Annotated in this window: 20 protein-coding genes and 2 pseudogenes; 12 read left to right on the forward strand and 10 right to left on the reverse strand. The window is 63.3% G+C overall.

What is annotated here, in order from left to right:
• Nucleotides 1-32 precede the first annotated feature (32 nt).
• From KO516_RS18445 to KO516_RS18460, 5 genes are all read left to right on the forward strand, one after another.
• Entirely contained in the window at nucleotides 33-2,201 is a 2,169-nt protein-coding gene (locus tag KO516_RS18445) for a molybdopterin-dependent oxidoreductase (protein ID WP_256444192.1), read from the forward strand.
• Between the two features lie 101 nt (nucleotides 2,202-2,302).
• Nucleotides 2,303-2,638: a cupin domain-containing protein gene (locus KO516_RS18450; protein WP_216005263.1), complete on the forward strand. Its 336-nt coding sequence runs from the start codon at nucleotides 2,303-2,305 to the stop codon at nucleotides 2,636-2,638.
• Between the two features lie 14 nt (nucleotides 2,639-2,652).
• The gene (locus KO516_RS24830) at nucleotides 2,653-2,964 is read left to right on the forward strand and encodes a 4Fe-4S binding protein (RefSeq protein ID WP_371742105.1); all 312 of its coding nucleotides are present in this window, start codon (nucleotides 2,653-2,655) and stop codon (nucleotides 2,962-2,964) included.
• Complete coding sequence (locus KO516_RS18455; RefSeq protein WP_371742112.1) at nucleotides 2,961-4,331, forward strand: FAD-dependent oxidoreductase; 1,371 nt, start codon at nucleotides 2,961-2,963, stop codon at nucleotides 4,329-4,331. Before KO516_RS24830 ends, KO516_RS18455 begins: the two co-directional genes overlap by 4 nt.
• 198 nt (nucleotides 4,332-4,529) lie before the next feature.
• Complete coding sequence (locus tag KO516_RS18460) at nucleotides 4,530-5,789, forward strand: molybdopterin molybdotransferase MoeA (RefSeq protein ID WP_216005265.1); 1,260 nt, start codon at nucleotides 4,530-4,532, stop codon at nucleotides 5,787-5,789.
• A gap of 529 nt (nucleotides 5,790-6,318) precedes the next feature.
• Here KO516_RS18460 and KO516_RS18465 read toward each other — a convergent pair.
• From KO516_RS18465 to KO516_RS18490, 6 genes and pseudogenes are all read right to left on the reverse strand, one after another.
• Nucleotides 6,319-6,826: pseudogene (locus tag KO516_RS18465) on the reverse strand (transposase zinc-binding domain-containing protein); the annotation flags it as partial.
• 48 nt (nucleotides 6,827-6,874) lie between these two features.
• Nucleotides 6,875-7,882: an ABC transporter ATP-binding protein gene (locus KO516_RS18470; protein WP_216005266.1), complete on the reverse strand. Its 1,008-nt coding sequence runs from the start codon at nucleotides 7,880-7,882 to the stop codon at nucleotides 6,875-6,877.
• Nucleotides 7,879-8,847 (reverse strand): ABC transporter ATP-binding protein, encoded by a 969-nt coding sequence (locus KO516_RS18475; RefSeq protein ID WP_216005267.1) that lies wholly within the window; start codon nucleotides 8,845-8,847, stop codon nucleotides 7,879-7,881. The genes KO516_RS18470 and KO516_RS18475 overlap by 4 nt, the downstream gene beginning before the upstream one ends.
• Nucleotides 8,844-9,800: an ABC transporter permease gene (locus KO516_RS18480; RefSeq protein ID WP_216005268.1), complete on the reverse strand. Its 957-nt coding sequence runs from the start codon at nucleotides 9,798-9,800 to the stop codon at nucleotides 8,844-8,846. The genes KO516_RS18475 and KO516_RS18480 overlap by 4 nt, the downstream gene beginning before the upstream one ends.
• A complete protein-coding gene (locus tag KO516_RS18485) occupies nucleotides 9,800-10,774 on the reverse strand; it encodes an ABC transporter permease (RefSeq protein ID WP_216005269.1) in 975 nt (324 codons plus the stop codon). Before KO516_RS18485 ends, KO516_RS18480 begins: the two co-directional genes overlap by 1 nt.
• Before the next feature lie 114 nt (nucleotides 10,775-10,888).
• Nucleotides 10,889-12,460 (reverse strand): ABC transporter substrate-binding protein, encoded by a 1,572-nt coding sequence (locus KO516_RS18490; RefSeq protein ID WP_252737705.1) that lies wholly within the window; start codon nucleotides 12,458-12,460, stop codon nucleotides 10,889-10,891.
• A 171-nt stretch (nucleotides 12,461-12,631) separates the two neighbouring features.
• On the opposite strand from KO516_RS18490, the gene KO516_RS18495 reads away from it, so the two are divergent.
• From KO516_RS18495 to KO516_RS18525, 7 genes and pseudogenes are all read left to right on the forward strand, one after another.
• Nucleotides 12,632-13,633 (forward strand): GntR family transcriptional regulator, encoded by a 1,002-nt coding sequence (locus KO516_RS18495; protein WP_252737706.1) that lies wholly within the window; start codon nucleotides 12,632-12,634, stop codon nucleotides 13,631-13,633.
• Nucleotides 13,630-14,331, forward strand: a complete 702-nt coding sequence (locus KO516_RS18500; protein WP_216005270.1) for a creatininase family protein — start codon at nucleotides 13,630-13,632, stop codon at nucleotides 14,329-14,331. The genes KO516_RS18495 and KO516_RS18500 overlap by 4 nt, the downstream gene beginning before the upstream one ends.
• On the forward strand, nucleotides 14,328-15,338 hold the full coding sequence (locus KO516_RS18505) for a ketopantoate reductase family protein (RefSeq protein WP_216005271.1): 1,011 nt from the start codon (nucleotides 14,328-14,330) through the stop codon (nucleotides 15,336-15,338). Before KO516_RS18500 ends, KO516_RS18505 begins: the two co-directional genes overlap by 4 nt.
• Nucleotides 15,329-16,075: an SDR family NAD(P)-dependent oxidoreductase gene (locus tag KO516_RS18510; RefSeq protein ID WP_216005272.1), complete on the forward strand. Its 747-nt coding sequence runs from the start codon at nucleotides 15,329-15,331 to the stop codon at nucleotides 16,073-16,075. Before KO516_RS18505 ends, KO516_RS18510 begins: the two co-directional genes overlap by 10 nt.
• Nucleotides 16,072-16,968 carry a polysaccharide deacetylase gene (locus KO516_RS18515; protein ID WP_216005273.1) on the forward strand — a complete coding sequence of 299 codons (897 nt, stop codon included), beginning with the start codon at nucleotides 16,072-16,074 and terminating at the stop codon, nucleotides 16,966-16,968. Before KO516_RS18510 ends, KO516_RS18515 begins: the two co-directional genes overlap by 4 nt.
• Nucleotides 16,969-16,971: 3 nt before the next feature.
• Nucleotides 16,972-17,907 (forward strand): isoaspartyl peptidase/L-asparaginase family protein, encoded by a 936-nt coding sequence (locus KO516_RS18520; protein WP_216005274.1) that lies wholly within the window; start codon nucleotides 16,972-16,974, stop codon nucleotides 17,905-17,907.
• 213 nt (nucleotides 17,908-18,120) lie between these two features.
• A pseudogene (locus tag KO516_RS18525) lies at nucleotides 18,121-19,278 on the forward strand (IS3 family transposase); the annotation flags it as partial.
• Between the two features lie 454 nt (nucleotides 19,279-19,732).
• Here the strand turns inward: KO516_RS18525 and manD are convergent.
• From manD to KO516_RS18545, 4 genes are all read right to left on the reverse strand, one after another.
• Nucleotides 19,733-20,959: a D-mannonate dehydratase ManD gene (gene manD / locus KO516_RS18530; RefSeq protein ID WP_216005275.1), complete on the reverse strand. Its 1,227-nt coding sequence runs from the start codon at nucleotides 20,957-20,959 to the stop codon at nucleotides 19,733-19,735.
• Between the two features lie 7 nt (nucleotides 20,960-20,966).
• Entirely contained in the window at nucleotides 20,967-22,091 is a 1,125-nt protein-coding gene (locus KO516_RS18535) for a Gfo/Idh/MocA family protein (protein WP_216005276.1), read from the reverse strand.
• 212 nt (nucleotides 22,092-22,303) lie between these two features.
• Nucleotides 22,304-23,662 (reverse strand): MATE family efflux transporter, encoded by a 1,359-nt coding sequence (locus tag KO516_RS18540; RefSeq protein WP_216005277.1) that lies wholly within the window; start codon nucleotides 23,660-23,662, stop codon nucleotides 22,304-22,306.
• The gene (locus KO516_RS18545) at nucleotides 23,659-23,835 is read right to left on the reverse strand and encodes a hypothetical protein (protein ID WP_216005278.1); all 177 of its coding nucleotides are present in this window, start codon (nucleotides 23,833-23,835) and stop codon (nucleotides 23,659-23,661) included. The genes KO516_RS18540 and KO516_RS18545 overlap by 4 nt, the downstream gene beginning before the upstream one ends.
• Between the last annotated feature and the right edge of the window lie 7 nt (nucleotides 23,836-23,842).

Raw genomic sequence — 23,842 nt, forward strand, 5'->3', positions numbered from 1 at the left:
CTACGAAGCGAACCAGAGCCGGAGACCCCAAGATGAACCAGCCAATCGATAAGCAACATTTTCTCGGTGCCTGCCCTCAAGATTGTCCCGACACATGCGCCATGATCTATGAGGTTCAGGACGGCGTTCTGACCAAGGTCAGAGGCAATCCGGAGCATCCGATCACCCGCGGCGGTCTGTGCGTGAAGCTCAAGGATTTCGACAAGCACCACTACAACCCCGACCGCCTCATGTACCCGATGCGCCGTACCGGCCCCAAGGGCAGCGGCCAATTCGAGCGCATCACCTGGGACGAGGCTCTGTCTGAAATCCGCAACCGCTGGACCGATATCATCGAGGAGTTCGGTGCCGAGGCGATCATGCCCTACAATTATCTGGGCCATGAGGGGACGATCAACGGGCTCTTCGTGGGGGATGCATTCTTCAACAAGCTTGGCGCTACCGTGGCGGAAAAGACGTTTTGCGCCTCTGGCTCGTCGACGGCGTGGCTGATGACCGTCGGTCCTAGCGGCGGCGTTGATCCCGAAAGCTTTGCCTACTCGAAATATATCGTGCTGTGGGGGGTCAACACCATGACCACCAACCTGCACCATTGGCCGATCATTCAGGAGGCCCGCAACAACGGCGCCAAGGTCGTGGTGATCGATCCGGTCTCCACCCGCACGGCCAAGGCCGCTGACCTGCATATCCGGCCGAAACCGGGCACCGATGCGGCGCTGGCTCTGGGTATGATGCATGTGATCATCTCCGAAGGCCTGACCGATGATGACTGGATCGCAGAGCATACCCATGGCTTCGAAGAGCTGAAGGCGCGCGTTCTGGAGGAGTATCCGGTGGAGCGCTGCGCCGAGCTGACCGGTGTGCCTGCCGATATTATCCGCGAGTTTGCCCGCGAATATGCCACGACCAAAGGGCAGGCCATTCGCCTTGGCGTCGCGTTGGAGCGCAATCGCAACGGTGGTCAGGCAATCCGCGCGATCACCTCGCTCTCCGGGCTTGTCGGTGCCTGGCGCTATCCCGGTGGCGGCGTTCTGGAAATGCCGTTGTGGGAATTCCCTCTGAACTATGAGCACATCTGCCGCCCGGATTACATCAAGCCCGGTACGCGGGTGATCAACCTGACACGGATCGGCGAGGCACTGACCGAGCCCAAGGATGGGCGTCCGTTGAAATCGCTGATGGTCTATAATGCCAACCCGATGTCGCAGGCGCCCGAGCAGAACAAGATCCGCGAAGGGCTGATGCGCGAAGACCTGTTCCTGGTGTGCAGTGAGCTTTTCATGACCGATACGGCGAAATATGCCGACATCCTGTTGCCCGCCTGTATGCAGGCCGAGCAGGAAGAGCTGATGTTTTCGTGGGGTCACTTCTATTTCACCTATAACCACAAGGCGATCGACGCGCCGGGCGAGACGGTCCCCAACACCGAGTTGTTCCGCCGTCTGGCCAAGGTGATGGAATTCGAAGGCGATGATTGGCAGCGATCCGACGAAGAGCTGATCCGCGATTTCGTCAATTGGGACTCGCATCTGATGGAAGGCATCACCCACGATCGCCTGCGCGAGGAAGGATATGTACGGCTCAGCATCGGTGATGTGGCAACCCGGACCCCGCATGCCAAAGGCGATTTCCCGACACCGACGGGAAAGCTCGAATTCCTGACGACGCAGGCGGATGACGGTAACTTTGTCGCGCTGCCCTGGCGGTCGATGTATGCGGACAAGCAACCCGGCGAGCCGGTGGACAAGCTGCCCGGGTATGAGCCGCCCTATGAAAGCGTCCAGTCTACTCCCGAGCTTGCCGAAAAATACCCGTTCAGCATCATCTCGCCAAAATCTCACGGCTTTATCAATTCGCAATATGCCAACGAGTCGATGCAGCAACTTCGCCAGGGCGAGCAGGTCGTCATCTTGAACGAGGATGATGCCCGCGATCTGGGGATCACTGATGGCCAGATGGTCCGCGTCGGCAATGACCGCGGTGAGTTCATCGGCCGTGCCAAGGTTGGCACGGATGTGATCCGCGGCGTGGTTTCGGCCTCGCTGGGCTATTGGCCGGGGCTGTCATTGACGGGGACCGCCGTGAATTGCGTCAGTTCGGACCGCAATGCCAATCTCGGGATGGCGCCGACCTTCTCGGATAACCTTGTTCAGGTCGTTCCGGCCAATCTGGACAACATCTCGCCAGGCCTCGGAGCCTGACACCCACGACCACCACTCGCCACCACCGATCTTTGATCCGTCACGCCTGTTCAGGGCGTGACGGGCAGGATCACTCTACCCTGAAGACCAAGGAAAACACGATGACCGTTCAAAAATTCGCTGCCGTCACAACTGCCGATCTGCCTTCGCTCGACCTGCCGGGGATCGACGCACTGATGAAGGATTTCGCGACACAGGGGAGCAGCGGCGCACCGATCACATTCGGGATGTTCCGCATGAGCAGCGGTGAGCCGCTGGCCTATGACTATGAGTTCGATGAGTACAAGCTGGTGCTCGAAGGCGAGATCGACGTCAAGGACGAGTCCGGCACGACCACGACCTTTACCGCCGGTGACGTCATCCAGTTCGCCAAGGGCGACAAGGTGGTGTTCTCGAGCGCTTCGAGCGGGCTCGCCTTCTACGTCGCACAGCGCTGAACTGGAGCAGACCGATGACACATGTTGTAACTGAAAACTGCGCCGGCTGCCGCTTCACGGACTGTGTCTCGGTCTGCCCCGTCAATTGCTTCCACGGGGACGGTGAACGTTTGTACATCGACCCCGTGCTTTGCATCGATTGCGGTGCCTGCATTCCCAAATGTCCGGTCAAGGCGATCGTCGAGGATATCGATATTCTCGGGTCTCCCATGATCGAGCTGAACGAAGAAAAATCCGCCATCCTGCCGGTGATTACGGCCAAGCAGGAGCCGCTCCCCGGCGCCGAGGCCCGCCGCGATGCGCTACTTGCAGAGGGTGCGGCATGACGGGTTCCATCGCAATCATCGGCAGCGGTCCGGCCGGATTTTATGCCGCCGAGGCGCTGTTGAATTCCGGGGAGGCGTTGTGTGTCGATATTTTTGAACGCCTGCCAGTGCCCTTCGGTTTGGTCCGCTATGGCGTTGCGCCCGATCACCAGAAGCTCAAGCGCGTCACGGCGGTTTTCGAAACGGTCGCAGCGCATCCGGATTTTTCGTTCATCGGCAATGTCACCGCTGGACGCGATGTCTCATTCGAGGAATTGGGCGCGGCCTATGACGCGGTCATCCTTGCGACGGGCGCGATTTCGGATCGCAAACTGGGCATCCCCGGCGAGAGTCTGCCGGGAAGCCATTCCGCTACAGAATTTGTAAGCTGGTACAACGGCCATCCAGAGTTTCGTGACCATAGCTTTGATCTCTCGCACCCCTGCGCCGCAATCATCGGCAATGGCAATGTGGCGCTGGATGTCTGCCGGATACTGGCGAAAACGCCCGAAGATCTCGCCTCCAGCGACATCTGTGATCATGCGCTGAAAGTGCTTTCAGACAGCTGCATCACCGATATCGTGGTGGCCGGACGGCGCGGCCCGCTGCAGGCAAGCTTTTCTATTCGGGAACTACGCGAATTCGCAGCAATTCCCGGTGTGGAAGCTGTCTTTGACCCGGCCGAAATAGATGAGGCATCAGCCAGCCCCGATGAAATGGACGCCGCAGCCCGCATGTTGACCATTCTGAAGGGATTTTCTCATCCCGATGAACCACGCAAGGCTGCACGACGGGTGCATTTCCGCTTCCTGCTCTCACCCTCCCGGATCGAAGGCGAGGGTCGCGCCGAACGCGTGGTACTTTCCCGCTGCAAGCTTGAAGGAGAGGCCTTCGCCCGCCGTGCGGTTGCGACAGAAGCCGAGACAGAACTGTCTGCCGGGCTGGTGCTGCGCAGCGTCGGTTATCGCGGCACCCCGCTACCGGGTGTGCCCTTCGATGACGCCAAGGGGGTGATCCCATCGCGCGAAGGGCGCGTCATTGATCGCGACGGTGAGACGGTTTCCGGCCTCTATACCGCTGGCTGGATCCGGCGCGGTCCGAGCGGCATCATCGGAACCAATCGCGAATGTGCCGCGGAAACCGCCGAAGCCGTGCTTGCGGATCTGCGCGCGGATCGGCTGACCCGTGATCCGTCCCTGCGGTCTCGACTGTTGTCACGGTTGCAAACCGGGGCTGCACAGACAGTGAATCTGGCCGGTTGGCACCGGATCGACCAGATGGAACAGACGGTCGGCGCGGCCCAAGGCAAGCCGCGCGAAAAGATCACCTCGGTGGCCGAGATGCTGGCCGCCGCAGCTGTGAACATGCCCGAGCCGGCGCTGCCATGACCCTGCGGTAGCGCCTTTCTCTAACCGACCTTCATTGCGAACGCGGAGTTTTGCCATGCCCGATCTTGTCTTGACCGAATTGGACCTCGTGATGCCAAAGATTGGCCTGAAGTCGCTCAGGCACCAAGGGACAGTGCAGGCTCCGCGTGGGCCTGCCGCAACAGGCCTCGCTGTCTGTCTCGCCGCGGAGGCTCAGAAATGAGCTTCACATCTCCCATCCTCGCTGGCTGCGCGGTCAGCCATCGTCAAAGCATCAGTGTCGAGCGTGCGCTTGAACTGGCTACGGCCCATGCCCCCGGCAGGCCGTTGGCGGCAAGGGCGCCGCTGCATTCCCTGCGTGGCCGCATTCTGGCAGAGCCCCTTGTGGCCAACCATCCCGTGCCGCCCTTCGCAAATGCGGCAATGGATGGCTTTGCCTTGGCACGGGATGACCTTGAGCAGGCGATGACCATCGGTTTGCCACTCGATGCGCCGATCCTCGCGGGCAGCGCGCCACGGGTGATGCGCAAAGGAATGGCTTGTCCGATCACCACCGGGGCACCGATACCGCAGGGCGCGGATGTCGTGGTCGAGCAAGAACGCTGCCATCTGCGCGAAGGGCGTGTGGTTTTACACACCGCGCCTTCGGCAAAGCCCCATATCCGCGGCGTGGGCGAGGATGTCGCCGCAGGTGCGCTGCTTGCCCCTGCGGGCAGGATCGTGACGCCCCGGCTCGCGGCGGTTGCCTCGGCGAGCGGGACCGCGCAGGCATCGGTTCGCGCGCCGTTGCGCATTGCACTGGTCTCGACCGGCGATGAAATCGTCACGGCAGGCGCGCCACTGCGTCCGGGTCAGATTCATGACTCTGTCCGCAGTTTCCTTTCCATGGAGCTGCAACACCCAAGCCTTCGCCTGATCGACCTCGGTGTGCAACCGGACCAGACAGAAAGGGTGGCCGAGGCCCTGCAGGAAGCCGCCGCCTGCGCCGATTTGGTGTTGACCACCGGGGGCGCTTCGGTGGGGCGCGCGGATCCGGTGGGCGCCGCGCTTGGCATCACTGGCGCCGAAGAGATCTTTCAGGGCGTAAAAATGCGCCCGGGCAAGCCTCTGGGCCTGCATCTGTTGAACGGCGTGCCGGTCGTGACATTGCCGGGCAACCCCTTTGCGGCCGCTGTTGGTTATTATCTTGTGGTGCGCCACATGATCGAAACCGCACTCGGCGCGGCGATCTTCTCATGCGAAACACGTCCCGCCCGGCTATCCGCGAATACCCGGATCAGAAGCGGCAATGCAGAATTCGTTCCGGTCTCGCTTGCCATGGATCAATCTGGTGGCACGCCTTACGCGACGATCATCAGCCGGGGGAGTTCGGCCAGCCTGTCGCCACTGGCGGCGGCGGATGGCATCGCGATGCTTTCAGGACCCGACGCGATGCTGCACGCCGGGGCAGAGATCCCTGTGCTGAAGTTCGGCTCCTGACGGATTTCGACCCAATTATTCTGCAAACACGCTCGTCCTGCTTGTTGAAGAAGGGCGCCGGAAAAATGGGAGGTTGTTCCCGGTGCCTGAACGACGGTTTTCGCCATTCTGAGGTATGACCGGAGCAATTGTAGCGAAATTCCCCTTTCCTGAAGGGTTTTCGATGCGGGCGGTGGCGACCCGCGTCGATGAACCTCGGAAGGGGAAACCGCGGGGGTCTCGGATCAGGCTATGGGGCAAGTGCGCGCAGGCTTGGGGCAACCAGCAACACGGAAAGGCTGAAAACAAATGCACCCGAGCATTCCAACTGATGATGGCAGGCGCATACCGGCTTGGGCGGGGCTACGGGGAGCAGCCGGTGTCATTCTGTAAAAGATGGTTGATGGCAGGAGATTGATCATGCGGCCTGCTCCTTGGCTGGAGCGCGCGACATCGGTTTTCGCCCACGCCGAGATATCTCGATTATGCGCATGGGGCCGCCGCAGCGGGGATGCGGTGTGCGCAAGGCTCGGCATCGGCGCTGACCAGGCAGGCGTTTGATATCGCCGTAGAAGGCCAGCTCCCCAGCGTGATATAGGGTCAGCAGCCCGTCGAGGAACAGGCGCGACAGCACTTGCACATGCAGGAAGAAGCCGGGTTTGCAGGGGGCCAACCGTGTGCCGTCGGATGACAAACCGCCGCTTGGCACGATCATATGAATATGCGGGTGGTGGGGTCACGCCATAGGCGTGCTTTCATCACGACGCCGAGCCTCAGCTGTGCAGCGCGCGGGTCATACCCACCCGCGCACCTATGTGTCCGGGGGCTGCCGCGATGGTCGTCACAGTTTCGGCGGATGCCTTGAATAACAGGCCGTAAATCTCCCGCTTGTTTCAATAGGCGATCTGCGCGATCTCGGCTGGGAGGGTAAAGACCACGTGGAAATACTCCACCGGGAGAAAGTCCTCGGCACGCGCTTTCTTCCAGTCGCGCGCCGTCGGGCCCTGACACTTGGGGCAGTGCCGGTTCTTGCAAGGGTTATAGGCGAGATGATGGTGGATTGCCGCATCGCTGTAAGTCTTCTGGCTGTCGGCGCCCCCCTCTCGTCACGCGGCTTCCTCGCTCGTGCCCCCGTGATGCAAATGACAGGCGGATTGTTGCGTCCCAATGTCGCTGAGCATCCGCACCTCAGCGTGACAACGGGGCCCGGCATGGGGACACCGCGGATGAAACGCGCAGCCCGAGGGCGGGTTGAGTGGCGACGGGATTTCCCCCTTGATAGGATGGAACGCAGCACGCCCGGTGCCCAGAGTCGGGACCGAGGCGAGCAGCGCGCGGGTGTAGGGATGCTGCGGATTTGCATAAAGCGTCTCGGCGCTTCCCATCTCGACCACGCGGCCAAGATACATGATCGCCACGCGGTCGCAGACATGGCGCACCACGCCCAGATCGTGGCTGATGAAGATCGCCGTAAGGCCAAGCCGCTTGCGCAGATCCATGAACAGGTTGAGCACCTGCGCCTGAATGGACACATCCAGCGAGGCAACGGCTTCGTCCAACACCAGCAGATCGGGCTGCATGGCCAACGCGCGAGCAATGGCGATGCGCTGGCGCTGACCGCCGGAAAACTGGTGGGGCAGGCGGTCGGCATAAGCGCCCTCTAGGCCCACCTGCTCCAGCAGATCGCGGGTGTTCTGCGCCGCCTCGGATGCGGACCAGAGCCCATGCTGGCGTGGCCCTTCGGCGATGGTTTCGCCCACGCGCATACGCGGATCGAGGCTGGCGAACGGGTCCTGGTGGATCATCTGCACGCGGGTCGTGGTCTTGGTGACACTGCCGCGATGCTCCGTAGCGACGGGTTGCCCATGCAGACGAATATCACCATCCGAGGGCGCGTAGATGCCTGACACCAAACGCCCGAGCGTGGATTTGCCGCAGCCGGATTCTCCGACAAGGCCGAGCACCTCGCCTTGGGCCACGCTCAACGACACATCCGACAGCGCGTGAACCGTGCGGCGGCTGTCCTGTCCGGTCAGGCGGTCGGCAAGGCGGGTGATGGGGCCGGGGGCGTTTTCGAAACGCTTCGATACGCCCGAAACGGTCAGCAGGCTCATGTCTGGCTTCCAGTCAGGGGATGGTGACACAGGGCGAAATGCGCCTCGCCCGCTTGGGGCGGTTGCATGGCACAAAGGTCGGTGGCGCGGGGACAACGGGGCCGAAAGGCGCAGCCCTGCGGCAGGTTGATGAGCTGCGGCGTCGCGCCGGGGATCTGGGGCAGGGGCTGTCCGGGGGCGTGGCGCGCGGGCACGCTGTCGATCAGGCCGCGGGTATAGGGGTGTTTGGGGGCCGACAGTACCGCTTCGGCGCTGCCGCTTTCGACGATGCGGCCCGCGTACATGACGCAGATATCGTCGGCGAGGCTGCTGACCACGGCCAGGTCATGGGTGACCCAGACGATGGCGGTGTCGGTTTCATCTGCAAGGCGGCGCACCTCGGCCAGAATTTGCCCTTGGATCGAAACATCCAGCGCGGTGGTCGGTTCATCCGCGATGATCACCGAGGGGCGGTGCAGCAACGCCGTGGCGATGGCGACGCGCTGGCGCATCCCTCCTGACAGCTGATGCGGATAGGCGCGCAGGCGCTCGGCAGGCGCGGGGATGCCCACGGTTTCCAGCGCCTGCCGAGCGCGATCCCATGCGGCGGATTTGGACACGCGGTCATGCACGCGCACCGCCATCGCCATCTGATCGCCCACCCGCAGCACCGGGTTCAGCGTCATCATCGGGTCCTGAAACACCATGGCCACATGCTTGCCCCGCATCCGGCGCAGCGCGTCCGGCGAGAGGCTGCGCAGGTCGGTGCCATCGACCAGCACCTGACCTTCGGTGATCTGCCCCGGCGCATCAATCAGCCCGAGGATGGAAAAGCCGGTGACGCTTTTGCCCGATCCGCTTTCGCCCACCAGTCCCATGATGCGCCCCGGTTGGACGCTGAAGCTGACGTCATTGACCGCGGTCACCGGGCCCTTGCGGGTGTCGAACCGGGTGGTCAGGCCCCGGACATCCAGCGCGGCGCTCATCGTTGGTTCCTTGGGTCAAGCACGTGACGGACCTGGTCCCCGACAAGGTTGATGGCGACGACGGTGATCATGAGGAACACTCCGGGATAGATCGACAACCACGTCCGGTCGGTGTGGATGTATTTAAAACCATTGGAAATGAGCGAGCCAAGCGAGGGTTCGGTCAAGGGCAGTCCCACGCCCAGGAACGACAGCGTTGCTTCCAGCGCGATGGCCGAGGCCACCTGAACCGTGGCCACCACGATCAGCGGCGGCAGCACATTGGGCAACAGGTGGCGAAACACCACGCGGCGGGCGGGCAGGGGGGTCGACCGGGCGGCCTCGATATAATCCTTGCCGCGTTCGACCGTGGCCGCGCCATGGGTGGTGCGGGCGAAATAGGCGTATTGCGCCACCACCAGCGCAAGGATGATCTGGCCCACGCCTTGCCCCATCATCGCCACCAGAACCAGCGCGAGAAGGATCGCGGGCATCGACAGTTGCAGATCGATGATGCGCATCAGCAGGCTTTCAAGCCGCCCGCCGAAATAGGCCGCGCTCAGCCCGACGCAAATCCCCAGCGCAAGCGCCAGCACCCCGGCGCTCAGCCCGATGACAAAGGACGTGCGCAGCCCGTAAAAGATCGCCGACAGCATGTCGCGCCCGACATTGTCGGTTCCCAGCCAATGCGTATAGCCTCCGGCGCCGACCGATCCGGGTTTCAGAAACGCATCCATCCAGTCCAGCGAGGCCATGTCATAGGGGTCCTGCGGCGACACCCAGGGCGCGCCGAACGAAACCACGGCCAACAGGATGATGACGATCAGCGACACCACCGCCACCGGGGCGCGGCAAAAATCGGACCAGAATGCGCGCAGACGGGCGGCGCGGGTCTGCACCGGCGCGCCCGATGCGGTGGTCGAGGTCGCGCCATCGGGCGACAGCGTGTCATGGTCGATGGAAACGTCGGGCATCATGCTCCCCCTTTCAGACGCACGCGCGGATCAAGCCGTGCATAGACCAGATCGACGGTCAGGTTGATGAGCACGAACAGGATCACCACCATCACCAGGTATGTGACCATCACCGGGCGGTCCAATTGCAGGATCGAGTCGATGATCAACTTGCCCACGCCGGGCCATGTGAACACGCTTTCGGTGACGACGGCGAAGGCCAGCGTCGAGCCCAGTTCAAGGCCGAACACGGTGACGATCGGGATCGAGATGTTGCGCAGCACATGGGAGAACACGATCTGGCGGTCGGTCAGTCCCTGCGCGCGGGCGAATTTCACGTAATCGGTTCGCATCGCCTCGACCATGCCGGCGCGGGTCAGGCGGATCATCAGGCCCATCTTGAACAGTGACAGGTTCAGCGCGGGCATGATCACATGGCTCCACCCGTCCAGCGTCGCAAGCGAGGTGTCGATGCCAAGCACCGTCCCCAGATCCCCGCGCCCGCCCGAGGGCAATACCCCAAGGTTCACCGCAAAGGTCATGATCAACAGCATCCCGATCCAGAAGGTCGGCACCGAAAAGCCAAGCACCGACAGCGCCATGATCGCCTTTGCCCCATAGCTGTCGGGGCGATACCCGGCATACAGCCCCGCCGGAATGCCGATGCCGGTGGCGATCACCACCGACACGAACACCAGTTCCAACGTGGCCGGAAGGCGCGAGAACACAAGGTCGACGACGGGGATGTTATAGACCATCGACGTGCCCATATCGCCCTGTGCCACGTTGACGAGAAAGGTAAGATATTGCCGCCAGAGCGGTTGATCCAGCCCGTATTGGGCGATCAGCTTGGCCCGGATTTCCTGCGTGGCGCCGGGGTCGATCAGCACGTCGATCGGGTTGCCAATGGCATAGACGCCGACGAAGACGATGATCGACATGGCGAAAACCACGACCACAGCTTGCGCCAGTCTTTGCACGAAATATCCAAGCATGGGGGTCCTTTCGGGCGAAAAGCACCGGCACCCATGGTGTACGGGTGCCGGTCAGTCGTGCCGGGCCACAGCAACGGCGGCCCGGCTGGTAGATAGATCAGAGAGACGCCGCGATCATTCGACGGGGGTGATCTCGTAGGCGCGGGTTTCCTGATCGACGCGCGGGGCAAAGCTCAGCGTGCCGGCCTCGGCTCCCCAAACGGTTTGCAGGATCACCGTGGGGATGAGCGCGCGGTCTTCCATCGCGATGTACGAGGCATCTTCGTAAAGTGCCTTGCGCTTTTCGGGGTCGAGCGTCTGGGCGCCTTCGTCAAAGACCTTGTCGAATTCCGGGTTGGAATATTCGCCGCGGTTGAAGTTGCCAAAGCCCTTTTCCGCATCCGCGGTGCGCACCATCGCGCCATAGGTATAGGCGGCCTCACCGGTGAGCGTGCCCCAAGCCGACATTGACATGGAATATTCCTGCCGTGCGGCGGCGGGGAAGAACACGGTGCCGTTCAGCGCCTGTGCGTTGACCTTGAGGCCAAGCCGCGACCACATCTGCGCCAGTGCCTCGCACACCACGGCATCGCCGGGCACGCGGTTGTTGGTGCAGGTGAGATCGATTTCGAACCCGTCGGGATAGCCCGCCTCGGCCAGCAGGGCCTTGGCCTGTTCGATGTCGTATTCCTTGGTGCCGATCTTGTCGGTGTAGCCGAAGAAGCCTTCGGGCATCAGCTGGTTGGCGGGGGTGCCCAGTCCTTCAAGCACCACGTTCACAAGGATGTCGCGGTTGATGGCAAGGTCCAGTGCCTTGCGCACGCGCAGATCCTGAAGCGGGTTTTCGTCGATCTCGACCCCGTTGACCTTCACCTTCTGGGGCAGCTCATCCTCGAAGCTGGGCTGCACGTTCAGGATATAGATCGAATCCGAGATGAAGGTTTCCAGATCGCTGTCGTTCTTCATTGCGAGGAAATCCGAGGCGGGGACATAGTTGATCAGGTCCACCTCACCCGAGCGCAGCGCGGCAACGCGGGCAGCATCATCGGGAATTTCCTTGCGGATGACCTTGTCCCAGGCCACGTCGCCGCCCCACCAGCCATCGAATTTCTCGACCACCAGATCGCCCTTGGGCTCCCAGCTGACAAAGGTGAACGGGCCGGTGCCGATGGCCTTTTCGCCGGAATTGAATTCCTCGTTTCCAGCCTCCATCCCGGTTTCGGACGGCACCACGAACAGGCGGGTGAAATCATTGGGCAGCGCGGGGGCGATGCCCTTGGTCTTGACGCGCAAGGTGTAGTCATCGACCACTTCGACGCTATCGACGTATTTGGTATAAAGGGTCATCGGCATCGGGCCGGTGACGACGGGGATACGGTCGATCGAGAACTTGACGTCCTCGGCGGTGAAGTCGGTACCATCGTGGAACTTCACACCCTCGCGCAGCTTGAATTCCCACGTGGTGTCGTCGATCGGCTCCCAGGACACGGCAAGGCCGGGTTTGAGCTGGAGCTTGTCATCCACATCGACCAGCGTGTCGTAGATGTGGCGCAGTGCTTCGGCCTGGCTGCCAAGGGTCGACCAATGCGGGTCGATGGAATCGGGCCCGGCGCGCAGGCCGATGGTCAGATCTGCGGCAGCAAGAGGGGTGGCGGCGAGCAGCGCAAGGGCGGCAGTGGCACAGCGCAGTCGTTGCATGGTCATCATGGATGGTTCCCTGTGTTATATTATGGTGAAACACTAAGGTGGGTTTTTTTCGATGGTCAAGAGTGTTATGTAACACATCGACGTAACGGGCGGCAGATTAGCTTATTAAATTAGCATTTGATCAGAAAATTTCCGCTTGGCAGGGCGTGATATTTGAGCAAGTGTTACAGTATGAATGGTACACAGTTGCAAATGGAACAGGCGATCGACCGGATTGCCAAGGCGATCGACCGGACCAGTTCGGTGTCGGTTTCCACGCAATTGCGGGGGGGCATCGAATTCGGCATCGCCAGCGGCGAATTGCCTGCGCGCGCGCGGTTGCCGTCGGTGCGCGACATGGCAAAGCGGTGCGGCTTGTCCCCCGTGACGGTCAGCGGCGTCTATGCCGCGCTTCAGGAAGCAGGGCATATCGAGGCGCGCATTGGCTCGGGCACGTTCGTGAGCGGCAATGCCCCGGCGCAGGTGGGGCGCGAGCATCTGCGTCTGTTGGATCGCAAGATCGCTGAACTTGTGCGGTTGGGGCGCGACTGCGGCATCGGCCCGGCCGAACTTGCCATGCGGCTGACCATGACCCGAACCGACAGCTCCGCGCCGATGTGCTTGTTGCTTGCGGGCAATTTCCACGATGCGACCGAAGCCTATGCCGAGGCGATCCGCCCAGCCCTGACACAGGGCGATACCCTGCGTGCCATGACGCTGAGCGAGATCGAGCAGGCGCCCCCCGAAGGCATCGACCTGATCATTGCCCCGCGCACCCTGCGCACGCAGGTACAAGCGCTGTTTCCCGGGCTGCCGGTTCTCGACCTTATGCTGATCCCGAACGAGGCGACGAGGGTCGCGCTGGCCTCGATCCCGACCGAGGCGCGGGTGGTCGGCTATACCTATTTCCCCGGTTTCCTTGCGATCATGAAGGCGGGGATTTTGCGATTTGCGCCGCATATCTCGGATCTGGCGATGGTGGTGCGGGGGGATGCGGAGACCGATGCCACGCTGGCGGCGGCGGATGTGCTGATCTATGCGACCGGGGCGGAATATCTGCTGGATTCGCTGCACGCGGGGCAGATCGCCTTTGAATACCGTCACACGCCCGACAACCAATCCCTGCGCCGCGATCTATTGCCGGCCATCGAGGCCGCGCGTCTGGCTTTGCACGAAAAGGACACCGCATCATGAAGATTTCCGACTCCAACTGGTTTGAGGTGGAACGTTACCTTGAAACCGATGATCGCTGCGTGCTGCCGCTGGGCTCGACCGAACAGCACGCCTATCTGTCGCTGTCGGTGGATTCGATTTTGTCGGAAAAGGTCGCGGCGGATGCGGCCGAACCGCTGGGTGTGCCGGTGTTCCCGGCGGTGGCCTATGGGTTGACGCCCTATTTCATGGGCTTTCCGGGCAGCGTGTCGTTGCGGCTGACCACCTATGCGGCGTTGCTGCGCGACATTCTGGATTCGCTTTACAAAACCGGGTTTCGCCGGGTGCTGATCGTCAACGGTCACGGCGGCAACAGCCCGGTGCAGCCCGTGACGATGGAATGGATGGAAGCGAGCCCCGGTGCGCGCTGCCGCTTTCACGACTGGTGGCGCGCGCCGAAGACATGGGCCTGCGTGCAGGATATCGACCCGGTGGCGAGCCATGCCAGCTGGATGGAAAATTTCCCGTGGACGCGCCTTCCGGGTCGGCAAATGCCCGAGGAACAAAAACCCTTTGTGCCGTTTGATCGGCTGCGCGACCGCGATGCCGCCGGGGTGCGGGCGCTGATCGGCGATGGCAATTACGGCGGGGTCTATCAAAAGCCTGATGCGGATACGGATCGGCTGTGGTCCGTCGCGGTCGAGGAAACCCGGGCGTTGCTGGAGGGCGATTGGGCATGACGACGCTGATCTGGGGGGCAGGGGCCATCGGCGGCGTGATCGGGGCTTATCTGGCGCGGGCTGGCCATGCGGTCCACATGGTGGATATCGAGGCCGATCACGTCGCGGCCATGCGCAACACCGGGCTGCACATCGAAGGCCCGGTCGAGACATTCACCCAGGTTTTGCCCGCTTCAACCCCGGAGGAGATGAGCGGCACGTTCGATTGCATCATCCTTGCGGTCAAGGCGCATCACACCGAACAGGCGCTGGACCAGCTCTTGCCGCATCTGGCACCGGGCGGCTACGTGGTGTCAGCGCAGAACGGGCTTAACGAACGGGTTATCGCCGAGCGCATCGGGGCCGAGCGCACCGTGGGCTGTTTCGTGAACTTTGGCGCGGATTGGATCGCGCCGGGGCGCATCCTTTACGGCAATCGCGCCGCCGTTGCGGTGGGCGAGCTGGACGAGACGATCACGGATCGTGCGCGTGAGGTCCATGGGCTTTTGTCCATCGTCGAACCTGACGCGGTGCTGACCGGCAACATCTGGGGCTATTTGTGGGGCAAGATGGGCTATGGCGCGCTGTTGTTCTGTACCGCGCTGACGCCTGACAGCATGTCCGACGCCATGGCACGCCCCGAACATCGCCTGGTTTACGAAGCACTTGGGCATGAGATCATGACCCTCGCCGCGTCGCAGGGCGCGCGCCCGATCGGGTTCAACGGGTTTGATCCGGCGGCGTTTCTGGCGCGCGACGCGGCGGGTATGACCCGCGCGATGGATGTGATGATTGCGCATAATCGCAAGACCGCCAAAACCCATTCCGGCATCTGGCGCGATCTGGCGGTGCGCAAACGCAAGACCGAGGTCGACGCGCAGATGGGCATCATGGTCTCCCTCGCCGCAAAGCAAGGCCTGTCCATGCCGGTGCTGGCGGGGATGATCGATCTGATCCACGAGATCGAGGCGGGGCGTTGCGTTCAATCCGCCGAACTGGTCGATAGGTTGGTACCGCTATGCGCATAGATCTGTCGGGGCAGGTGTTCGCCGTCACCGGGGCGGCGCAGGGGATCGGGGCGGCGATTTGCCGCCAGCTGGTCGCATCGGGCGCGCGGGTTGCGGCGCTCGACATCGACGGCGGCGGCATGGCTGGGTTGGACGGCATGTCGCATCACGTGGCCGACCTTGGCTCCCGCGACGGCGCCCATGCGGCGCTGGTCGAGGTTGCGGCGCAATACGGTCATATCGACGGGCTGGTCTGTTCGGCGGGGGGGGTGCGCGGACAGGTGGGCCGCCCGATCGACGAGATCACCGACCCCGATTGGCACGCGATCTTCGCCGCCAATGTCGATGCGGCCATGTGGTGCGCGCAGGCGGTCGCGCCGGGGATGAAGGCGCGCGGGGCAGGGCGCATCGTCACCATCACTTCGGGGGCGGGGCTACGCCCGTCGCTCACCGGGATACAGGCCTATGCGGCCGCCAAACACGCATTGGTCGGGCTGACACGTCAATTGGCGCTCGAACTTGGGCCAGAGGGGATCACGGTGAATTCCGTCGCTCCCGGGTTCGTCTTGTCCAACCCGTCGACGGAAAAACAATGGGCCGCCTTTGGCCCCGAGAAACAGCAACACGTCCTGAACGGCATCCACGCCCGCCGTCTGGGCAAACCCGACGACATCGCCACGGCGGTCTGCTTCCTTGTCTCCGCGCAGGCAGGTTGGATCAGCGGGCAGGTGCTGTCGGTTGATGGAGGACACGCATGACCCAACACCCCTGGCAATGGGATGAACCCACCTGGCGCACCATGGTCGGCGCCGTACGCGCGGGGCGATCGCTCAAACCCGACCGTTGGCCGGGAGGCGCGCGCTGCGCCGTGGCACTCAGTTTCGACAGCGATCATGAAACCAGCGAATTGCGCGATGGCGGCGAGTCTGTCGCGCGGCTTAGCTGGGGGGAATACGGCTCGCGCCAAGGCATCCCGCGCATTCGCCGCGTTCTGGATCGGCACGGGGCCAAGGCGAGCTTTTTTGTGCCCGCCGTGTCGGCGTTGTTGCATCCCGAGGAACAGGCGTCGCTTGCTGCCGAGGGCCATGAAATCGGCCTGCACGGGTGGATTCACGAACGCAATACCGAACTTCCCGGCGACGCGGAGCGCGACCTGATGCTGCGCTCGGCCGATGCGCTGGAACGGATCACCGGCCAGCGCCCGGTGGGGATGCGCACGCCGTCGTGGGATTATTCCGCCGCCACGCTTGGCATCGCGCGCGAGATGGAACTGATCTATGACAGCTCGCTTTTCGCCGATAACGACCCCTATGAGATCGTACAGGACGGCGAGGACACCGGCATCGTCGAGCTTCCCGTGGAATGGATCCGCGACGACGCGCCCTATTTCATGATGAACCGCTTCGGGGCGCAGCGGCCCTATACCCCGCCAGAGGCCGTGCTGGATATCTTTCGCCGCGAATTCGACGGGGCCTATGCCGAGGGTGGGCTGTTCCTGCTGACCATGCATCCGCATATCACCGGCTATCGCTCGCGGATCTTCATCCTCGAGGAATTGCTGGATCATATCACATCCCAGGGCGATTGCTGGGTCGCCACCCATGCGGACATCGCCCGTTATTGCGCCGAACAGGCCGGGCTGAAAGGCTAGAACATGACCAACCAACCCTATGCGCTTGCCATTCACGGCGGGGCCGGCACCATCCTGAAATCTACCATGACCCCCGAACGCGAGGCCGCCTACAAGGCCGGTTTGCACGCCGCATTGAAGGCAGGCGAGGACGTGTTGCGCGCGGGCGGCTCGGCGGTGGATGCAGTGACCGCCTCGGTTTGCGCGCTCGAGGATGAGCCGCTGTTCAACGCCGGGCGTGGTGCGGTGTTCACCACCGCCGGGCGCCAAGAGATGGACGCCAGCATCATGGACGGGCGCGACCGCTCCACCGGGGCGGTGGCGGGCGTCTTCGGCCCCAAGAACCCGGTGCTTCTGGCCCGGCTGGTGATGGAAACCACGCCGCATGTGTGCATGATCGGCGATCATGTGCTGGAGCTGGGGCGCAAGGCGGGGCTGGAATTCCCCGAGGCCGACTATTTCTTTACCCAGGCGCGGTGGGATGCCTTGCAGGATACGCTCGCGATGCAGGCCAAAGGCGAGGATGACGATGATCCCGCCCGCCGTCACGGCACCGTGGGCGCGGTGGCCTGTGACCGGCAGGGCAATGTTGCGGCGGCGACCTCGACCGGGGGGTGGACCGGCAAGATGCCCGGGCGCGTTGGTGACACCCCCATGCCGGGGGCAGGGAACTTCGCAGAAAACGCCACCTGTGCGGTGTCGGGGACGGGGCATGGCGAGGTGTTCATCCGCTACACCGCCGGGGCCGAGATCGCCGCGCGCATGCGCCACCGGGGTGAAAGCGTGATCGACGCCGCGCGCCACGTGGTGATGCAGGACCTGGGTCAGAATGACGGCTCGGGGGGGGTGATCGCGGTTGATGCTAAGGGGGTGCTGACGTTGCCGTTCAATTCCGAAGGGATGTATCGCGGATGGGTGCAAGAAGGCACCGCGCCCGAGGTCGCGATCTACGATGAGTGAATGCGCCCTGCGGCGGAGAAAATACACAAGTCCGCGGATTAGAGGTTGATTGAGAGGGTTTCCCAACCGCGGCGAAGGCAAGGGGCCGCGCCGGTGCGCAATGCGTCACAAGGGTGAACTTGACGCACCCGGTTCGGAGCTTAACGTGCATGGCCCGCTGCCGGTTTCATGGACACGAAGATAAGATCGTGACTATGGAGTTGTAGAGTGGATATGACGACGCCGAAGTTCCGCCGCGTGTTCAAGCCGAAGGCGGTGAAGCTCGTGACCGTGCGGGATGTGACGGTGGCCCAGACATGCCGTGATTTGGAACTGGCCGCGAGCGTTCTACGGTGGTGGATGCGTGAAGCGGCGGCACCAGCCGGGGCGTTCTCTGGCAATGGCCAGCAGCGCGCTGATCTTGTCGAGATCGCAGCCCTGAAGAAAAAGGTCGCCAAGCTCAAGCATCCTGAAAAAGGGTGAGACCATTTTCCACCATCGGTCCGAGGACAACGGTCGAACGCCTAATTCGCGCCGGACGCGCCATGATGTTCGCACTCGTTGCGAAGCATCGGCACATCTGGCCAGTGAGTTGGATGTGCGACGCTCTGGGCGTGTCCCAGTCGGGCATCAACGCCTGGCCCGGGCGAGCTACGAGGCGAAGCTCGTCGTGGAGATCGACAAGAGCTTCAAAGCCAGCGACTGCACCTATGGCGCGGCGTGCCCAAGGGTGGGCCTGCCTGCGGACTGCACCGGATCGAACGGCTGATGCGCCGGGATACAATGAGGGCGCGGCAGAAGCGACGCGGGAAGCCGCAGGACGACGCTGAACGCTCGATCATAGCCGACACCATTCTCGACCGTGATTTCAAGGCCGACCGCCCGAACCAGACGGGGCTTGCCGACGTCACTTGAATCTGGATCGCGGAGGGCTGGCTCTAGGTCTCGGTCCTGCTCGACCTCTTCTTTCGGCGCGCCGTCGGTTGGTCGATGCAGGCGGACCGGGGCGCCTCGCTGATCATGGACTCGCTGACCCCTCTCGAGGCATCTGCAAGGTAGGCGCCCTGCCGGGCAATGGATGGCCGTCTGGCGCCGCGGCAAGGCCGACGCGCTGTTGCAGCATTCCGATCAGGGATCGCACTACTAATGCTTGCGGCTCGACAACGCCATCACCTGCTCCCCTCTCACACATGCTCCGGATGTGTTGCCGGGCAGCGGATGAGCCGCGCCGGCAACGTCCGGGACAACTCGGCGATGGAGATCTTCTTCTCATCGATGGAGACCGAACGGAGGACCCGCAAGATCTACCGCACCCGTGATGTCCTCCGTGCCGACGTGTTCGACCATATTGAGCGCTTCTGCAATCCGAGGCGCCGCTACTCGAAGCTGGGCGACCCAACCCGCTGTCCTCGAAATCGGCAGAAGTCCAAGTTCCTGATCTTGTGTTTCGTAGGCGGGCTGCCAGCTATTGCGCTGGATACAAACGGTGAATCCGTCACCTGTTTGTGCATCAATGCCGGATCGGCCGCAAAGGCGCTGTTAAGGGCGATGATGGATTGGCATATCATCAAGCCAGAGCTGTTAAAGGCGCCGCCATTGCATTTGACCGGATGCGACACATCGGGTGGCCACGTCAAAAAGGAACACTCAAGGGCGTCTGGCAGATCGCTGCCTAGGGGCTCCTCAAGCAACACCGAGCGCCAGAGTATGGGGCATGGCAAGATAAGCTCCGCCCGGAAAACTGAAAATGTCTGTGTAGGCCCTGCGACCAAGTCCCGTTAAGCCGAGAGGGTTGCCGTAGGGGCACAGGGCGTTCGATCAGGCCGGGACATAGCCCTCGCCGCGCTCAGTAGTTCCAGAGCGTTCCATCCTGAAGGCGCACGACGGGGTGGCTGCCGGGCGCATAGCTGTAGCGGGCGGCCTGTGCCTCGTCAAAATCGACGCCAAGGCCGGGCGCATCGCTGACATGGAACAGCCCATCCTGCATCTGGTGATCCGAGGGGAACAGCGCATCGCATTCCGGGGTGCCCAGCACCAGATATTCCTGAATGCCGAAATTCGGCGCCCAGGCGTTCAGATGGGCCTGCGCCGCCATGCACAGCGGAGAATGGCTGGGCGCGCCGTGAAATCCGGTGCGGATGTGGTGCATGCCTGCCAGCTCTACGATACGTTTCACATGGGTGATGCCGCCCGCATAGGTCACCGCGACGCGGATGAAATCGATCAGCTCCTGTTCGATCAGATGCTGGCAGTCGTGCAGCGAATTGAACACCTCGCCGATGGCAATGGGGGTGGTGGAATGCTGGCGGATCAGCTTGAGTGCAGTCTGGTCCTCGGCCGGGGTCGGGTCTTCGAGCCAGAAAAGATTGACCGGCTCCACCGCCTTGGCGAATTGCGCCGCCTCGCGCGGGGTCAGGCGGTGGTGAACATCATGCAGTAGTTTCAGATCGGGGCCGAACCGCTCACGGATCTCGGCCAGGGCGCCGGGCATGTAGCGCATGTAACAGTCGGTGTCCCAGATCTCGATCTTGGGCCGGATGCCGCTGAAATCGGTGATGTAATGTTTCGACGCACCCGGCGTTTCCGGCACGGCGTAGCTGGCCGACGGCATGCCGGGGATGCCGCATTGCACCCGCACCGCCTTGTACCCGGCATCGACGTAATGCGCGATGGACTCCATCAGGTCGGGCAGGTCGGCGCCGGTGGCATGGGCGTAAACCAGCGCGCCGTCGCGGGATTTGCCGCCAAACAGCTGGTACAGCGGCATGTTGGCCAGTTTGCCCTTGATGTCCCACAGCGCCATGTCGATGGCGCCAAAGGCCGCCATGGCGATCGGCCCACGGCGGAAATAGGCGCCGCGATAGAAGAACTGCCAGATGTCCTCGGACCGGCGCGGATCCATTCCGATCAGGCAGGGGATCAGATAGTCCTGCAAATAGGCTGCCGGCAGGGTTTCACGGTTGTTCAGCGTCGCATCGCCGAGCCCGTAGACGCCCTGATCGGTTTCGATCTTCAGCGTGACGTAATTCTTGCCGGGGCCGCCGACGAATACCTTGGCATTGGTGATCTTCATGTCTGGCTCACAACTTGGGGGCGGATATCCACGGGGCACCGGCGCGCAGCAGGTCGATGATCTGCTGGTACTGCGCGCCTTCGCGAAAGGTGGGGTAGGGGGCGGCGGGCTCTCCGCTGAGGTCGCGAACGAAATCGCGCGCAAGGATGTGCCAGCACAGTTCGGTTTCACCCGCGACCTTTGGCAGGTTCGATACGATGTCATCGGGCAGGGGCAGGGCGCGCCAGTCACGGTCGCCTCCATACAGCGAGACCTGCCCGCTGCCGTAATGCCCCTTGAGGTGGATGGCGCCCTTGGTGCCGTAGAACACGATGTGATCGTCGCCGAAGCGCGGCACCAGACCGCCATGTTTGAACAGCACCGACACGGGCTGCGCCGCCAGTGGGCTGTCGATGCGGGCCAGAACGGTGTAGGACCATTCGACGTTGCTGTCGCCCCAGCCCAGCGCCGGATCGGACAGGTCTTCGGGGATGAACTCCCGACGCGTGGCAAAATTGTGGACGCCTTCCACGATGGGCGCGCGGTGCATGTCGTCGCGCAGATCTCCGGTGATCTGGGTGATCTGCTCACCCACCACGGCGGTGACGATCGACAGCGTGTGGGTGAAGTTGTTGTTGAGCCGCCCGCCGCCCTGCTCGGCGCGGTGCGACCAGCCAAAGGGGATGCCGCGTTCGAGGTTGAAATGCGAGATGCACTCGACCTCGGTCGGCTCGCCGATGGCGCCTTCGGCCACCAGCCGGGCGGCGTGCTGGACGCTGGGGGTGTAGCGAAAGCTGGCGGCGTAGGCGGTTTTGACCCCGGCCCGCGCCGCATGGTCGGCAAGCTCGCGCGCGGATTCGCCGGTGATCGTCAGCGGCTTGTCGCAAAAGACATGGCAGCCTGCGTCGATGGCTTGGGTGATCTGGAGGTGATGCGCGCCCCCGGGCGTGGCGATGGACGCGATGTCGGGGCGGCAGGCCTTCAGCGCGCTGGCCCAGTCGGTGCCCGCGTAGGGGATCTCCAGCCGCTGCGCCAGCTCGGCAACCACCGACGGGGTGCGCCCGACGATGCCGGTGATCTCTGCTCCCGCCGCACGAAAGGCAGCGGCGTGCCCTTCGGCGGCAAAGCCCGTTCCTGCGATCAGCACCTTCATGTCGTTCCCCCCGATGATGACAGGCGCGTCAGGCGACGCCCGCGCGCTTGGTGATGTAAGAGTGTTTCAATCTTGGATACAAGAAGGGCATCCAAGATGCGCGTCGTGTCGCGCGTTTCATGCTGGCTGCCTTGCGCCGGGCACGCAGGCCCTTGGGCAGGCAACGCCAACCGCGCGGGTGCTGGTCTGGCGCGGCCGGGCAGGTGGCGGGCTTAGTCCGGCAACGCATCGCGCCAACGCCCCTTCAGCATGCCCCGATGGAAGGGGATGAATTTGACGAATTCTTCGGCGAGGTTCAGCGCCAGCACCCAGACCACGGGGGTGTCGAGCCACAAAACCAGCACCGCGCTCAGCGGCACCTTAAAGGCCCATTGCGACCACAAAAAAATGTGCATGACGTAGACCGTCCGCCCCGCCGCGCGCAGAGTATTGCCGCAGATGGCGTTGGAATTTTTCGGCCAAGGCAAGATCAGCAGCACCGGCAGGAAGGTCGCCAGCGCGGTCAGGGTCTGCGGCGCGAGCGCGGCGTATAGGCTGTCGGCTTCCAAAATCAGCAGGGCGTAGAACCCCGAGACCAGCACCGACAACCCGGCCGATCCGCGCCAGACCATGCGCAGGAAGTGATCCATCGCAGCCCGTCCGCCCCCTTGGCCCAGATGCTGCGCCACCGCGATCCCGGCGGCTTGCGCCCATGCCATACCGAGGGTGCCGACGACGTTGATCCATGGCATGACCAGCGTCAGCGCGGCAAACTGGTAGACGTCATAGGCCGCATAGATCAGCATGCAGACACTGCCTGACGCCTGCGCGCTAAAGAACGTCGCGGCAATCGGCAGCGAAAAGGCCAGATGCGCCCGCAGCGCCGGGCGCAGCGGCAAGGAGTCGGCGCGGCGCCAGCTATCGGTGGATCGCCAGACGCGCCAGACGAGGTAGCCCGCCCGCACCAGCGAGCCCAGCACGCTGCCCACCGCAGCGCCCGCCAGCCCCAGTTGCGGCAAGCCGCCCGCACCATGGATCAGCGCCCATGACAGGCCGACATTGATCGGTACCGACACGATGTAGCTGAGGAACGGCGCGCGGCTGTCACCGCAGCCATTGAAAAACGCCGACAGGCTTTGCCCGACCGCTTCGGCCAGCACGACGCCGATGAAGATCAGCAGATACAGCCGGGCCTGCGCCTGAACCTCGGCGCTTTGACCCGACAGGGACAGCAGCGGATCGGTGGCCAGCGCCAGCACCGACAGCCCCACCGCGCAGACCGCAAGGTTGATCACCAGCCCGGTGCGGCAGGCGCTGCGCAGCGCCGATGGCGAGGCCGATCCCCAAGCCTGCGCCACAAGGATCTGCGCCGCGTTGGCAAAGGCGTTCTGTGCCCCGAGCAGCAGCGCCGCAACAGCACTGGCGAGGCCGATGGCGGCGACCGATGCCTCGCCCAGCGGCGCCACCAGCCATGCATCGACCACCACGATACCGTGCAGCATCAGCATCCGCATCGCCATCGGCCATGCCAGAGCGAACAGCCCGCCGGGGCTGCGCAGGGCGCTCATGCCACCGGCCCCGACGGCGGTCACGGCAACACTTCCGGCAGATAGGCCCCGATGCCAGGCATCCGCAGCATCGCGCCGGGAGTGTCACCGAGGGCGGTCAGCGCCACCGAGGCGGCGGAGGCAGGGAGCATGTCCTCAGACCGAACGGCGCGCGGCGCCTGTCCGATCCGCGTGACGAGATGCGGTTGGGGTGTCATGTAAGTA

Origin of the sequence: Citreicella sp. C3M06 (assembly GCF_018860705.1) — a bacterium.
In the GTDB taxonomy this organism is placed as follows: Bacteria; Pseudomonadota; Alphaproteobacteria; order Rhodobacterales; family Rhodobacteraceae; genus Salipiger.

Bases quoted from the DNA above. Each gene is read 5' to 3' on its own strand.
- KO516_RS18545 (WP_216005278.1), bottom strand. From the start codon at position 23,835: ATGACACCCCAACCGCATCTCGTCACGCGGATCGGACAGGCGCCGCGC.
- KO516_RS18520 (WP_216005274.1), top strand. From the start codon at position 16,972: ATGACCAACCAACCCTATGCGCTTGCCATTCACGGCGGGGCCGGCACC.
- KO516_RS18475 (WP_216005267.1), bottom strand. From the start codon at position 8,847: ATGAGCGCCGCGCTGGATGTCCGGGGCCTGACCACCCGGTTCGACACC.
- KO516_RS18495 (WP_252737706.1), top strand. From the start codon at position 12,632: ATGAATGGTACACAGTTGCAAATGGAACAGGCGATCGACCGGATTGCC.
- KO516_RS24830 (WP_371742105.1), top strand. From the start codon at position 2,653: ATGACACATGTTGTAACTGAAAACTGCGCCGGCTGCCGCTTCACGGAC.
- KO516_RS18510 (WP_216005272.1), top strand. From the start codon at position 15,329: ATGCGCATAGATCTGTCGGGGCAGGTGTTCGCCGTCACCGGGGCGGCG.
- KO516_RS18505 (WP_216005271.1), top strand. From the start codon at position 14,328: ATGACGACGCTGATCTGGGGGGCAGGGGCCATCGGCGGCGTGATCGGG.
- KO516_RS18470 (WP_216005266.1), bottom strand. From the start codon at position 7,882: ATGAGCCTGCTGACCGTTTCGGGCGTATCGAAGCGTTTCGAAAACGCC.
- KO516_RS18480 (WP_216005268.1), bottom strand. From the start codon at position 9,800: ATGCCCGACGTTTCCATCGACCATGACACGCTGTCGCCCGATGGCGCG.
- KO516_RS18535 (WP_216005276.1), bottom strand. From the start codon at position 22,091: ATGAAGGTGCTGATCGCAGGAACGGGCTTTGCCGCCGAAGGGCACGCC.
- KO516_RS18455 (WP_371742112.1), top strand. From the start codon at position 2,961: ATGACGGGTTCCATCGCAATCATCGGCAGCGGTCCGGCCGGATTTTAT.
- KO516_RS18515 (WP_216005273.1), top strand. From the start codon at position 16,072: ATGACCCAACACCCCTGGCAATGGGATGAACCCACCTGGCGCACCATG.
- manD (WP_216005275.1), bottom strand. From the start codon at position 20,959: ATGAAGATCACCAATGCCAAGGTATTCGTCGGCGGCCCCGGCAAGAAT.
- KO516_RS18445 (WP_256444192.1), top strand. From the start codon at position 33: ATGAACCAGCCAATCGATAAGCAACATTTTCTCGGTGCCTGCCCTCAA.
- KO516_RS18490 (WP_252737705.1), bottom strand. From the start codon at position 12,460: ATGATGACCATGCAACGACTGCGCTGTGCCACTGCCGCCCTTGCGCTG.
- KO516_RS18450 (WP_216005263.1), top strand. From the start codon at position 2,303: ATGACCGTTCAAAAATTCGCTGCCGTCACAACTGCCGATCTGCCTTCG.
- KO516_RS18485 (WP_216005269.1), bottom strand. From the start codon at position 10,774: ATGCTTGGATATTTCGTGCAAAGACTGGCGCAAGCTGTGGTCGTGGTT.
- KO516_RS18460 (WP_216005265.1), top strand. From the start codon at position 4,530: ATGAGCTTCACATCTCCCATCCTCGCTGGCTGCGCGGTCAGCCATCGT.
- KO516_RS18500 (WP_216005270.1), top strand. From the start codon at position 13,630: ATGAAGATTTCCGACTCCAACTGGTTTGAGGTGGAACGTTACCTTGAA.